Annotated in this window: 13 protein-coding genes; 1 reads left to right on the top strand and 12 read right to left on the bottom strand. The window is 42.1% G+C overall.

What is annotated here, in order from left to right; genetic code table 11:
• Positions 1 to 275 precede the first annotated feature (275 nt).
• The 6 genes from JMW39_RS03100 to queC form a co-directional block, all read right to left on the bottom strand.
• The gene (locus JMW39_RS03100; RefSeq protein ID WP_201543724.1) at positions 276 to 803 is read right to left on the bottom strand and encodes a peroxiredoxin; all 528 of its coding nucleotides are present in this window, start codon (positions 801 to 803) and stop codon (positions 276 to 278) included.
• A 258-nt stretch (positions 804 to 1,061) separates the two neighbouring features.
• Complete coding sequence (locus tag JMW39_RS03105) at positions 1,062 to 2,249, bottom strand: mechanosensitive ion channel family protein (RefSeq protein ID WP_227679210.1); 1,188 nt, start codon at positions 2,247 to 2,249, stop codon at positions 1,062 to 1,064.
• A 91-nt stretch (positions 2,250 to 2,340) separates the two neighbouring features.
• Entirely contained in the window at positions 2,341 to 3,852 is a 1,512-nt protein-coding gene (locus tag JMW39_RS03110) for a dihydrolipoyl dehydrogenase (RefSeq protein ID WP_201543726.1), read from the bottom strand.
• Positions 3,853 to 3,924: 72 nt separating this feature from the next.
• Entirely contained in the window at positions 3,925 to 4,422 is a 498-nt protein-coding gene (locus JMW39_RS03115; protein WP_201543727.1) for a peroxiredoxin, read from the bottom strand.
• Between the two features lie 170 nt (positions 4,423 to 4,592).
• Positions 4,593 to 4,922, bottom strand: coding sequence for a hypothetical protein (locus JMW39_RS03120; protein WP_201543728.1), 330 nt, complete (start codon positions 4,920 to 4,922; stop codon positions 4,593 to 4,595).
• Positions 4,923 to 5,296: 374 nt separating this feature from the next.
• Positions 5,297 to 6,013 carry a 7-cyano-7-deazaguanine synthase QueC gene (gene queC, locus JMW39_RS03125; RefSeq protein ID WP_201544277.1) on the bottom strand — a complete coding sequence of 239 codons (717 nt, stop codon included), beginning with the start codon at positions 6,011 to 6,013 and terminating at the stop codon, positions 5,297 to 5,299.
• A gap of 291 nt (positions 6,014 to 6,304) precedes the next feature.
• On the opposite strand from queC, the gene ttcA reads away from it, so the two are divergent.
• Positions 6,305 to 7,453 carry a tRNA 2-thiocytidine(32) synthetase TtcA gene (ttcA, locus tag JMW39_RS03130; protein WP_201543729.1) on the top strand — a complete coding sequence of 383 codons (1,149 nt, stop codon included), beginning with the start codon at positions 6,305 to 6,307 and terminating at the stop codon, positions 7,451 to 7,453.
• 147 nt (positions 7,454 to 7,600) lie between these two features.
• Here the strand turns inward: ttcA and JMW39_RS03135 are convergent, their stop codons facing one another.
• The 6 genes from JMW39_RS03135 to ccoN form a co-directional block, all read right to left on the bottom strand.
• Entirely contained in the window at positions 7,601 to 8,182 is a 582-nt protein-coding gene (locus tag JMW39_RS03135; protein WP_201543730.1) for a FixH family protein, read from the bottom strand.
• Between the two features lie 201 nt (positions 8,183 to 8,383).
• Positions 8,384 to 9,793, bottom strand: a complete 1,410-nt coding sequence (gene ccoG, locus JMW39_RS03140; RefSeq protein ID WP_201543731.1) for a cytochrome c oxidase accessory protein CcoG — start codon at positions 9,791 to 9,793, stop codon at positions 8,384 to 8,386.
• A 517-nt stretch (positions 9,794 to 10,310) separates the two neighbouring features.
• Complete coding sequence (gene ccoP / locus JMW39_RS03145; RefSeq protein ID WP_201543734.1) at positions 10,311 to 11,468, bottom strand: cytochrome-c oxidase, cbb3-type subunit III; 1,158 nt, start codon at positions 11,466 to 11,468, stop codon at positions 10,311 to 10,313.
• Entirely contained in the window at positions 11,465 to 11,647 is a 183-nt protein-coding gene (locus JMW39_RS03150) for a cbb3-type cytochrome oxidase subunit 3 (RefSeq protein WP_191690612.1), read from the bottom strand. The genes ccoP and JMW39_RS03150 overlap by 4 nt, the downstream gene beginning before the upstream one ends.
• Positions 11,647 to 12,285 carry a cytochrome-c oxidase, cbb3-type subunit II gene (gene ccoO / locus JMW39_RS03155; RefSeq protein WP_201543735.1) on the bottom strand — a complete coding sequence of 213 codons (639 nt, stop codon included), beginning with the start codon at positions 12,283 to 12,285 and terminating at the stop codon, positions 11,647 to 11,649. The genes JMW39_RS03150 and ccoO overlap by 1 nt, the downstream gene beginning before the upstream one ends.
• A gap of 9 nt (positions 12,286 to 12,294) precedes the next feature.
• A complete protein-coding gene (ccoN, locus tag JMW39_RS03160; protein ID WP_201543736.1) occupies positions 12,295 to 13,776 on the bottom strand; it encodes a cytochrome-c oxidase, cbb3-type subunit I in 1,482 nt (493 codons plus the stop codon).
• Positions 13,777 to 14,065 lie beyond the last annotated feature (289 nt).

Below are 14,065 nucleotides of genomic sequence, written 5' to 3' on the forward strand. Positions count from 1 at the left end.
GCTCATTATTGGTTTTTGATCTAGAGCGTGTCCTGATTTTAAAAATGGTAATAAATATGAGATAAATTGCAGTCAGCGAGGAAAATAAATCGCTCAGTGATAGAGATTCTTGTAAAAAAACCATAAAAAAACGGCGCAGCCCTTATATTCAAGGACTACGCCGTTCGACAGTATTCAAGCATCAGTATTCAAGCATCAGTATTTGAGTATCTATCAACGCCTGAAAATACCAATCAAGCGTCAATGTGCTTAAGCATTGTACTTAAGCATCGTGGTTAAGCATTACTTTTCAAATACGCTAACATGGTGTCTGCATCTGATACTTCAAACGGGTCTGTTGGGCAGTTGTCGTCAAAACCAGCTTCCTTAAACACTTTTTTGATGGCTTTATTATCTACAAGCATCGAATAACGCCATGAGCGCATACCAAAGCCAAGATTACTCTTATCAACCAGCATGCCCATTTTACGAGTGAACTCACCATTGCCATCAGGAAGCAAGAAAACGTTTTCACGGTTTTGCTTTAGACCCCATTGGTACATGACGAAGGCATCGTTGACAGAAATGCAAACGATTTCATCTACGCCTAACGCTTTAAATTCATGGTAAAGCTCTTCATAGCGAGGTAGATGGCTGGTTGAACACGTTGGCGTAAAGGCACCTGGTAGTGAGAACACAACCACTTTTTTATTGGCAAATAACTCATCTGTGGTTAGGTCATACCATGTGAATGGATTGTCTCCTCCGATAGAGTCATCGCGAACACGAGTTTTGAAAGTCATATCAGGTACATGGGTAATCATTATTTACTCCGATTTAGGCTATTATCTTTTTGTTTTAAAAATGCTGCATTTATATGATAATGGTTATAGCAATCCATAAGCAAATCTTTAAGAGTATATTCACGATATAAGCTATCAAAATATATGAGCTTTTTTTAGACCTTACAAGCTACGCTAGTTGTTCTTGCCATATCCTAGAGAGCTATGTTTGAAGTAGTCTTTGTGGTTTAAGGTTTTTAAACTTACTTTTCTAGATTAGGAGCACGCTTTAATAAGACGTTATTTATCATCCTTTTTTAACGATACTGCTTCTGTAACTAATTGCGTAGTGGTGGCAAAGGGTTTGGTGGCGATAGGATAATCGACATCTTTTGGCATCAGCAAGCGCATATGCGGGTAGGGCGTGGAGATGTTTGCCGCATCAAAGGCACTTTTTATATGCTCTCGTAAGCCTTCTTTAATTTTTGGCATACGCGCCACCGCCGCAGGCTTGACCCAAAAACGCACGATAAAAAATACACCATATTCGCCAATTTCATCGATGGTCGCTGACGTTTCAGGGCGCTTTAGCACCACTTCGCTATCAGCCAATACCTGCAAAATTACTTCGCGCGCTTTCTCGATATCATCTTCAAAAGCAATACGCATGCGGATATCAAAGCGTATAAAGTTTTTTGAGGTTAAATTGGTGACCACAGAAGAAGCAACGTTTGAATTAGGAATAATAACGGTGATATTGTCACGGGTTAAGACATGGGTGGTGCGTAAAGCGATAACCACGACGCGCCCTTCATTATCATTGATATTGACCCAGTCGCCCACTTGAAACGATTGCTCAAGCAAGATAGTAATGCCAGCGATAAAGTTGGCAAGCGTCGATTGGGCAGCAAAGCCGACCGCCAAACCAGCGATACCCAAACCTGCTACCAATGACACGATATCAAAGCCAAATTGTGCCATGACGCTGGCAAGTCCTAAGACCAATAACAGCACAGATAAAATATTTTTAAGCAGCTGCTCAATAGAAGCGTTCAGACCATAATGTTGCAGGACTTTATGAATAATTTGCCCTGATGACGTCCACAGCACATAATAAATACCCGCCCAAGTGCTGGCTTTGGCAGTAGCTTTGACCGTCTCCGGCTCAAAGTTTAGCTGGCTCATGATAGCTATCAAGCTGGTCACAATCCAAATATAGCGCAGCACTGAGCGAACAATTTTAGACCGGCGTTCATTTAGGCGGATTCTGGTTTTGCTTTTTTTGACAATATAAATCGCAAGCCAATAAAAAAATCCCAATACCGCCAGCAGTATGAGAATTTTGATACCCGTACTCACCAATTCTACCGATTTAGCTGACCAGTCTAAGGAGTCTTCATCTATAGTGCCGCCAATAGCAAGGTATAGGCTAGTATGTAGGTCGCGAACAATCTCTTGAAAGAAGTCAGTAATACTAGCGATTGCCATTGTTTTATCCATGCGAAGTTTAGGGCTAAATAAGATGGGTAATAAAAAATCTGCTTGTAAATTAACTTAAAGCACCGAGCCAAACAGACGTTTAAAAATTACCCTCTTGGGTATCATGCGATTGATAAGGTATCTTCATCAGTCGCTGCACGTCACGTAATGCGGTACGCAAGCCTTCTAATATCGTCGGATGATAAAAAGGCGTATCAAGCATGTCTTTGATACTCATATCATTGGTAATCGCCATGGCCAATATATGCCCAATATATTCAGCATCAGGAGCGACCATGCTTGCGCCCAAGATTCTATCTGTCTTTTTGCAACCGTAAATATGCAATAAACCGCAGTTGACACCCATCACGCGGCTGCGTCCTTGATTGTCAAAGCTCACACTTCCGATGACATGTTCAAGTTCTGAGTCTGCTTGGATATCAGGTAGCGACATGCCGACGTTAACGATTTGCGGTGAGCAAAATACGATAGAAAATGGCGTAGCAGGTGGACGGATATGAGCATCTTGGTTGTTTTCACAAACCATGCTACCCGCGCTAAAACCTTCATCACTGGCAACATGTAATAAAGGGAGATTGGCATTGGCATCACCAACGATATAGACTTCTAAATCACCGATTTTACCGGTTTTTTTATCAAGCTGTTTTGGGCGATTTTTATCATCAAGCTCAACGCCTAGGTTTTCAATGCCAAGTGTATCGATATTATTGCGCCGACCGGTGGCGACCAAAACGTACTGACCTTGCCATTGCTGCTTCTGACCTGCGCTATCTTCGTAATCAATAAAGGCAACTGAGCCTTCATTTGAGTCTTCATTAGCCGAATTTTCTTGAGTGCCAACGTCGGTAATGTTACTACCCAAATGCATGGTCAGCTCACGGCCTAAGCAATCAATGGCTTTATTGCTAATGTCATCGTCCTTTAGACCCGCCACGCGTTTGACACGATTAAATAAAGTAACGTCGACGCCTAAACGAGTAAAGGCTTGCGCAAGCTCTAAGCCGATGGCGCCTGCACCAACCACAGCCAATGACTTTGGTAAATCGGGTAGCTCAAAGACGCTATCGGAGGTAAGTAAGGTATCACCAAGCTTATCATTCCAGCCATCTGGGATAAAGGTTGAGCTGCCAGTGGCAACAATGATTTTATCCGCTTCGATCAGCTCATCATTGACCTCAATCAAGCCTTGTTTATTGATATACGCGCGACCCGCTATTTTTGTCTCTGCAGGCCAACTTTCTACTTGCTCCTCAACATAGCTGGCAAAATGATCACGCTCTGCGCGTACGCGCTCCATGACTTGTTTACCATCTATTTGCACGCTGGCATGCACACCAAACTCGCCAGAATGATTGGCATCGTGGGCGCGGTCAGCGGCGGCAATCAGTAATTTGCTTGGCATACAACCAACAGCGATACAGGTAGTCGTCCAAAACCCATCATTAATAATCAAGACGTCGTCTTTTAGTTTTCTGGCTTGGCGAAAGGCGTTTTGACCGGCAGTACCGGCGCCAATGACTGCAACCGATACCTTGCGTGTCACTTTTTTATTGTTGCTATTATCAGCAGCGCTATCAGGCTGTTTATTCATATTATTCTCAAATAAGGAGGATTTTATCATAGAGGATAGGTTTTAAAAATTATCAAAAAATCATTAATAAAACTAGGTTGCTAGCGTCGTAAGTAAACGCTCAGTATAGCCTGCTGCTCTCAGATTGCGCTGCGCATGGGTAAGGGTGCCATTTTTATCAAAGACAAAGGTAGAACGTACAAGACCTAAGCTGATTTTGCCATACATGTTTTTTTCTTTAATGACATCGAAGTATTGGCACAGTTTCTCGTCATTATCACTAATAAGCGGAATATGCAGATTGTGCTTGGCGATGAATTTTTCGTGAGATTCAACGCTATCGCGCGAGACACCGATGATATCGTAGCCCAATTCATCAAACTCATTAAGCCGCGCGGTAAAATCTGTCGCTTGCGTGGTACAGCCTGGCGTATTGTCTTTTGGATAAAAATATAAGATAAGCCCTTTATCGGTATGAGCGACCAGCTCTTTTAGGCTGATATCGTCATGAATAAAGTTACCGTCAAGCTCGCGTACGATGGTGACTGGAAAATCGGGTAGGGTAATAGTTTCAGTGGTCGGCTTAGCCATTATAAAATCCTTATTAGTTTCGCTTATGCGTATATTATGCTCAGTGGTCTTATTATAGGCAGATTCATCGCAATAACTAGCCAGTTTTACACTTCACTTATTCATTCGCAACAAAAAAGACTGGCAATGACCAGTCTTTTGTATTTTGTAGCAAGTATTTTTTAAGTAGCTTATGCGGGTTTTTGTGGCTGCTTTAAATCCAAGCCAACCGTGCATTGTTGCAGGTCTTTTTGCATTTTTTTCACGTAAGGTAAGCTTGATGGGTCTTTTTTATCTTGTGCGTAGCTTTCGATTTCCCACATCTGACCGATGGTCATATTGCTGCGGACACCGATGGTGCATTTGCATAGTTTGGTCGCCGTATTTTTGTCAGCGACTTTATATTTGACCGCGCCATTGACACAGGTATTGATATTAGCCTGTTTGATATCGGCAGCATTTGCTTGTGGCAATGCAAACAGAGCAGCTAGGGCTAGGGGTAATACGGGCAAAAACTTCATAAACATCCTCTACGGGTCGCGTCGATTTCTCAGATTTTTTTATAAAAATCTTGGTCGTTTTATTTTGTCACTTTTTTAATTAATAGTGTTTTTAATGATTTTGTCACTCATGTTATAACGTCTATAGATAAATATATAGGAAATTTTCTATGTATATATTACTCATTATATTTACCTAACCATGAGCAGCTAACAGTCGTCACTGATATAGTCGCCCATACCATAGCAAGGAAATCGCTTAAAATACAACGGCAGCGTGCTGTGTTAATGCAAGCAAATGTTGCGCAAATGTTTAATGAGCTTCTGCATAAAGGCAATTATACTCTTACTTTAAGATAGCTATAAGCCTGTTTTTACAGTATTTATTAATACTATTAAGGCTGATAATGGGTAGGGTCAATAACCCCAGCTTGAGCAAATCCTTGGCGACGTAGCACACAGCTGTCGCAGACACCGCAAGCAAGACCATTGGCATCTGCCTGATAACAAGAAATCGTCTGCCCATAATCGACCCCTAGCGATAAACCGAGCTCGATGGTTTTTGCTTTGGTTAAATGCTGCAGCGGTGTTTGAATCGATAAATGATGACCGGTAACGCCAGCTTTGGTGGCAAGATTTGCCATGTATTCGAAAGCGGCGATATATTCTGGACGGCAATCAGGGTAGCCTGAATAATCGACTGAACTTACGCCAATGACGATATGGTTGGCATCGGTCACTTCAGCGACTGCTAAGGCATAAGATAAAAATATGGTATTACGCGCAGGCACATATGTATTTGGGATGGAATCGTTATCAACTTCATTACGATTTTTACTCGGGAATTTATCAGTATCGCCGTCAGGGATAATCATGCTGTGATCAGTGAGTGATGAGCCGCCAAGCTGCGCGATATCGATATCAATAATACGATGATTGACTCCTGCGCTTTCAGCGATGGCTTTGGCAGCGACAAGCTCACTATTATGACGTTGACCATAGTTAAAACTAACTGCTGTCACAGACGCATAGCGTGCCTTTGCCCAATATAAACAAGTCACGGAATCAAGGCCGCCCGACAGAAGCACGACGGCATTTTGGCTTTTATGCAAAGCGGTTGAGTTAGCGTCGTTTTTTGGATTGGTAGCGGAGGTCTGCGCAGTAACGAGAGTCATATTCGTATCTATTATTAGTCTATGAAAAATGCTTATTTTAGCAAAAATAGCATCATTACATAAGCTTGAGGGTGTTATTAAAGTAGGATTAAAGTGCCAATAATTTTGTGCTAGTTTTCAATCCGTTAGCAAAATTTGTTATAATCGCTGCTTTTAAAGCGCGCCTGCCAAAAAATATTGCTAACGACTTTGTAGCAAAATTAACCTTGTAAAGATATTGAGTAACTTATGACCGTAGCGACCTTGTTTACGCCAAAAATCACCCCTCAGTTTGATGCTGCCTCTATGGATACTGGTTGGGATGGCTATGCTGATATCGCTGACGAGGCTACGAATGATGATGATGTGGCAGAGCAATCGCCATCTACGCAACTGCTACCGACTGAAACGGCACAATTTCGCAAACTACAAAAAAAGCTTCGTCGGCAAGTATCATGGGCGATTCGCGATTTTAATATGATTGAAGATGGCGACGTCATCATGGTTTGTGTGTCAGGCGGCAAAGACAGCTATACGTTGCTCGATATTTTATTGCTACTTAAGCGCATTGCCCCGATTAGCTTTGATATCGTCGCCGTGAACCTCGACCAAAAGCAGCCCGGTTATCCTGAAGATGTTTTGCCAGCTTATCTGAACGAACAAGGTATCGCCCATTATATTTTAGAAAAAGACACTTATAGTATCGTCAAAAGCGTGGTGCCAGAAGGTAAAACTTATTGCTCGGCCTGTTCACGTTTGCGTCGCGGCTCGCTATACGGTTTTGCCAAACAAATTGGCGCGACCAAAATTGCCCTTGGTCATCACCGCGATGATATGCTCGCGACTTTCTTTTTAAACTTATTCCACGGCGGCGCGCTTAAATCGATGCCACCAAAACTGCTAAGCGATGATAAGCAAAACTTGCTTATTCGTCCGCTGGCGTACGTTGAAGAAAAGGACATTATTGAATACGCGCGTTTAAAAGAATTTCCAATTATTCCATGTAATCTGTGTGGTAGCCAAACCAATCTACAACGGGCGATTATCAATGACATGTTACGCGAATGGGATGATGCCCATCCGCAGCGTTTAGCGTCTATCTTTAAAGCGATGCAAAACGTGGCACCGTCGCAATTAGCCGATCGTGAGTTATTTGATTTTGAGACATTAAGTCTGGATCGTGATGATAACGAGCGTTTGTTTGAAGGGGATAATATCCAAGCTGGGCAGACCGATAGTCTGGCTGAAATTGGCTTACCTTTAGCACCAAAAACTCAAATATTTAATCCTAAATTTGCCAGTAATAAGGATCATAACCAGCATGCAGAAGCAGCAGGTGAGATAACGAAAAATAGTTCTAAGACGCAGAAAATTCCAACCATTAACCCCGTTATTTAATGAGTTGATCGTCTAAAGTTATGTTGCTTAGATAATCTTAAGTTAATTTTATAAAGTTAAATCCATAAAAGTTAGCCCTATAAAAAACCAGCCCGTAATAACTAAGGGCTGGTTTTTTTAATCTTAACAGTAGCTATTTAAATAGTATTAGCTTTCTGCAAAAACTTGTAATGGATTGAAAGTCACCTCTGAACGAGGCAATTTTGCTACATCTTGCATGCGCCAATCATCCTTGCCGTCGTTACTAACTTGCAAATAGTACTTCGCTTTAACAGGATCGATATCTACTTGGGCGCTATATTTATTGCCTTCTTCATGCTTTAGGACCACGTCACGGTCTTTTTTGATATCAGTGGCGTGTGAGATAGATAACTCTAAGGTATCAGGATAAGTTACCGGCTCGCCGTTCAATAACTTACCAGACCGCAAGCTTTGCTCTGGATAGTTTAAATAAAACACGATATCACCATTATCAGTAAACTGCATCTTACCGTGTAAATCTAAATCGTAAGTGAGCTTGTCACGTGAGACGTCGTGATAGAGAGTTTTGCCATCCATATACCAGTCATCACGTACAACACTATCACGGATTTGATAAGAATAATAAACAAACCAGATGCAAGCGATTACCACAAAAGCTGGCATGCCAATGACAAAGATAACCACCATATAGTTTTTGTACCATGGTTGGCTGTCTTGATGCTTAAAGTTTGGTGCTGGACTAGACATAACATACCTATTAATCAGATATTCGCTTATAGATAACTGTTAAGGCTAACTATAAGTCGTATCAACGGATAAGCTGACAGCTAAATGCGGCCAGTTTATTGCCAAATGATTCACCCGTTAATCAATGATAAATAGCTTTAACTAATAATCAATAATTAACGCATGAGAGTTGTAAAATATATTCACCAAGCACACAAAGGCTTATTGCCCTTGCGTGGTAAAGATGTTTTGTTTGCTGACATTGTATTTACCATCTTCACTCTTCACCGTTAAGGTAACCGGTGTCTGACCAAATTCAATCACATCAGGGTCACCATAAATACTGACCGGCATATCAAAGCTTTCGCCAGCTTCTAACGGTACGTCGTTAAAACGTAGCTCTAAGCTTAGACCGTCTTGCGGCTCAAGACTTATCTTATAAGTATGAGCGTCTTGCGTTTTATTGGTTAGCTTAACGATATAGCTGTTCTCAATCATGCCTTGCTGATTCAATGAAGACAACTGGTTACGGTCACGGCGAATGTCAATCTCTAGCGGTACACGATCATTCAAGGCATAAATAACACCGCCACAAAGTACGGTCAGTAAGGTTAAGTAAGCAAAAAAGCGGGGGCGGAATAGGCGACTTGGTTCTTTTTCTACCAATTGACGCTCGGTGGTATAACGAATCAAGCCACGTGGGTAGCCGACTTTATCCATGACGTCATTACAGGCATCGACACAGGCGGCACACTGGATACAAGCGACTTGCAAGCCATCACGAATATCGATACCCGTCGGGCAGACCTGTACACACATCTGACATTCGATACAGTCGCCTAAATTCTCAGGGTTGGTGCCTTTTTTACGGGCGCCGCGAGGCTCACCGCGCTCATAATCGTAAGAAACGATTAACGTATCTTTATCAAACATCACACTTTGAAAACGACCATAAGGACAGATTTGAACACACATCTGCTCACGCATATAGCCTGCATTGACGTAGGTAGAGAAAGCAAAAATAAATATTGATACCCAAATCCACGTTGACCAATCAGGGAAAGGGATAAACCCTATCATCTGCCAATTTTGATACAACGCCTCTGTACCGGACACATAACTGACGAAAGTCGTGGCGGTAATCATCGAGAACACAAACCAAATAAAATATACCAAAAAACGCTTAAACGCTTTCTGTGCGCTCATCGGCTCTTTATCGAACTTGATACGCTTATTACGATCGCCAATGACCAGTTTTTCGACATATTGGAACATATGCGTCCAAATAGTCTGCGGGCAAGCATAGCCGCACCATACTCGTCCGGCGTAGACAGTCACCATAAACAGTGTAAAGGCGGCAATAAGCGCAAAGGCGGCAATAAAGTAAAAATCTTGCGTTAAAAAGGTCATGCCAAAAATATAATAGTGCTGTGACGGCACATCAAACCAGATTGCTTGCCGACCGTTATAGCGTAACCACGGTAAAATCAAAAATAACGCCAAAAATGCATACATACTAATAACACGGATATTTTGGTAAAATCCGGTAACAAATCTAGGGTGGATACGTTTTTTATTGGCGTTAAGATCGACCTCAACGACAGGGATTTTATTGGATGGTTGTGCTGACATAAACGTGCCTCTTTAAAAAAAGAATCAGTCTGCTGGCATGATGAACAAATACCATTAATCGTTAGGTATATGAGTGTGCGATGTTATCAATGTCAGTAAGTAGCGAAATATAATAAAAGCCAAAATCTGCGGGCTTAGCTACCAAATGAGCGATTGTAAATAATTGAGTTAAATATGCTTAAATGGATGATTCAATAGTGTTTCTAATAGATTGCTATTTTAGCATTCTCCCTACTATAAATGGGGTGAGAATGTTAAAAAGCAACATTTATATCATAACTATTGATAGACAAGTGGGTAACAGTAGTCACGAATAATCAATCCTAAAAATTTATTATTAATTAATGAAATTATAAATACGTTAATCCCATTAGTTAATAATAAGCAGAAGCTCTAAATAGAAATCAGAACCTAAAATGAGAAGCAAAACCTATAAATAACTAAAAAGGGAGGACTGCAATAACAGCCCTCCCTTTTTTAAACTTACTTTTACGATATAGCGACTGACTAAAAGTTATTAGTTAGTGGCGCTAGTTTCTGATGCGGCTGCTACCGTTGCTGCTTTAGGAGCAGTAGCAGAAACAGGTTGCGCTTTAGCAGGTTGAGCCGTTTTGTCTGATAGTGAATAAACATAGGCAGCAAGTAGCATAATACGCTCATTGCCCAGTTTGGTTTCCCATTCAGGCATTACGCCTGCACGACCATAACGCAAGGTTTCGCGGATAGTTTCGCGATCGCCGCCATATAACCAGATATTATCTGTTAAGTTTGGCGCGCCAGTAGAGGTCATGCCTTTAGCATCTGGACCATGACAAAGCACACAGTTAGTAGGCTCATTAAAGATGGCCTTACCTTGAGTCACTTTTGCTTTATCAAGCTCATAACCTGGTTGGTTACCAGAGATTGATAGCACATATTCAGCCACGGCACGAATACCATCTTCACCGATTTGATCACGCCATGCAGCCATACCACCGATACGACCATTATGTAGTGTGGTTAAGATGTTTGACGCTTCGCCACCATATAACCAATCATTATCCGTTAAGTTTGGATAGCCTAGTGCACCTTTAGCATTAGAGCCATGACAGACCGCACAGTTCTGTAAGAACAGACGACTACCAACTTTTAACGCATTCGGGTTTTCTGAAAGCTTTTCTACGTATGGCGCAAGTTCAGCGATTTTCTCATCAATCTCAGTTTGCAAATTGGCAGGCGGTGTTTCACTGCGACGCATCGTTGCTTGCATCTCAGAAAGCGTTGCTAAGGTTTTAGTTGCACCGCTCGCATCGGCTTTGGCCAAAATGTTTTGCTCAAAGTTATCGGTAAATACTTTGTTATTACTTTCAAGTTCGCTGTTCAACTCATTATGAGAAGTCCATGGCACAGTTTTACCATCTACTTCTACGGTTGTAATACCTTCCCACTTTGATGGAAAGATGGCAGGGAATAACACCCAATAGGCGACACCCCAAATGATTGAGCCAAAAAATATCACTAACCACCATTTAGGTAGTGGTTTATCGTATTCCTGAATACCATCGTAGGTGTGGCCTGTGGTACCGTCTTCTTCTACTTCTGGCTTGTACTTTAAAACCATTAGCAAAACACCGAGGATACCCGCCCAACACATAATACTTAGTATGGTGATCCAAGAACTCCAAAAAAATGTCATCGTTTATCCTTATTGCGCTGCTCTTCAGACAAAGATTCGATATCTTCGTCATCAAGCGCAAGTTGTGCATCTTCTTCGAAGCGTTTTTTGTTTTTTGGCGAATACGCCCACCATGCAACGCCTACGAAGGCAATAAAGGCAGAAACGGTCGCAATTGTTTGTAATTCACCAATACCCATTAGCGCTGTCCTTCCATCGCGGTACCTAATTGCTGTAAGTAGGCAACCAAAGCATCAAGCTCAGTGGCACCAAGTACAGCATCTGGCGCTCCTTCGATATCTTCTTCAGTATAAGGCACACCGAAGCGATCGCGGAATAGACGCATTTTGGTTTGAACGTTAGTACCATTAACTTCATTGGTTGCAAGCCAAGGGAAGCCAGGCATTACTGACTCAGGTACTAAAGAACGTGGCGCAATCAGATGCTGTTTTTGCCAATCTTCAGAATAGCGTCCACCGACACGTGCAAGGTCAGGACCCGTACGTTTTGAGCCCCATAAGAATGGGTGATCCCACGTTGATTCAGCGGCGCGTGAGTATGGTCCATAACGTTCAACTTCAGCACGTAGCGGACGAATCATTTGCGTATGACAAACGTGGCAACCTTCACGGATATAAATATCACGACCTTCAAACTCAAGCGCCGTCCATGGCTCCATAGCAGGTAGGGGAGCGTTCACCCCACCTTCTTCAGGACCCTTGTTATCATAAATCAGCGGTACGATTTCAACAAGTGTTGCAAAGCTGATCGCGATAACGATAAAGATAACCAACAAGCCTGTATTTTTTTCAATAATTTCATGCGGTGTACCAGACATGATCGCTCCTTATACGTTAGCTGCCGAAGGTTTATCAACACTAGGTTCATGATCAGTAGGATCTGCGATACTGACAGGCTTACCTTCTGGCATCTTAAGTGTTTTATAAACGTTATATGCCATGACAAACATACCCGATACATACAATAGGCCACCAAAAGCACGACCAATATATGGGAAATGTGAGAACTCAACCGTATCAACGAAGCTGTATACCAATGTACCGTCTGGATTGGTTGCAAGCCACATCATGCCTTGGCCAATACCTGAAATCCACATAGAGACGATATAGAAGATAGTACCCGCTGTTGCTAACCAGAAATGCGTGGTGATTAAGCTGATAGAATACATTTTTGGTTTGTTATAAATACGTGGTAACAGTACATATAGCGAACCAATGGTAATCATACCGACCCAACCAAGCGCACCTGAGTGTACGTGACCTACTGTCCAGTCCGTGTTATGAGATAAGGCGTTGACTGTCTTAATAGACATCATCGGACCTTCAAACGTCGACATCGCATAGAACGACAATGCCACAATCATAAAGCGAATGATTGGATCGGTACGTAGCTTATCCCAACTGCCTGATAGCGTTAGGACGCCGTTAATCATACCACCCCAAGATGGAGCAAATAGGATGATTGAGAACACCATTGCAAGTGACTGCGTCCAATCTGGAAGCGCTGAATAATGCAAATGGTGACCACCAGCCCACATATATGAAGCAATCAATGCCCAAAAGTGAACGATAGACAAACGGTAAGAATAAATAGGACGACCAATCTGTACCGGAACGAAGTAATACATCATTCCAAGGAAAGCTGCCGTCAAGTAGAAACCTACCGCATTATGCCCGTACCACCACTGCACCATCGCATCGGTTGCACCGCCAAATAATGAGTAAGATTTAAATGCACTAACAGGGATGGCCATACTGTTTACGATATGCAGCAGTGCAATCGTAATAATAAAAGCAGCAAAGAACCAGTTAGCCACATAAATATGTGAGGTTTTACGTTTGATGAGCGTACCAAAGAACACGATGGCGTAAGAGATCCACACCAAAGCAATCAAGATATCGATTGGCCACTCAAGCTCAGCATATTCCTTAGTCGAAGTCAGACCTAAAGGAAGGGTAATGACTGCTGATACAATAACCGCTTGCCAACCCCAAAAGGTAAACCAAGCTAAATAAGGGGCAAATAGCCTCGTTTTACACGTACGTTGAACAATATAGTATGACGTCGCGAACAAGGCACAACCGCCAAACGCGAAAATAACCGCGTTGGTATGTAGCGGTCTTAGACGACTGAAAGTCAGCCATGGAATGTCAAAGTTTAGTGCTGGCCATGCTAACTGTGAAGCAATGAACACACCAATACTCATGCCGACGATGCCCCATATCACGGCCATTATCGTAAAGAATCTTACGACAGTGATTTCATATTCACGGTCAACTGGGGCGACTGCTGTGTTTTGTAAACTCATTGGATGATTCCTTTACAGCCCGAATTATCAACAGAATTAACTAACTCTCCGCGGCATCTGTCCTATAGAAATCTATAAGTAGATAATGATTGCGGTACATGCTGTTTTTTGACTACTCTTATCATTCTTACATTATTAACTATCAAGCTAAGCTTTCGCTAGTAATCAGCTGTCGCTGATGAGTAGAGGACGGCGATAAAAACGCACTGCGCTCACAGCTAGTCGATAGTAGGATTGTTAATAAACGGTCAGATTTAATAAGAAAATGCGCCTTCCTTGAGCATCAAGC

The sequence above is a fragment of the Psychrobacter immobilis genome (assembly GCF_904846175.1).
GTDB lineage: Bacteria > Pseudomonadota > Gammaproteobacteria > Pseudomonadales > Moraxellaceae > Psychrobacter > Psychrobacter immobilis_E.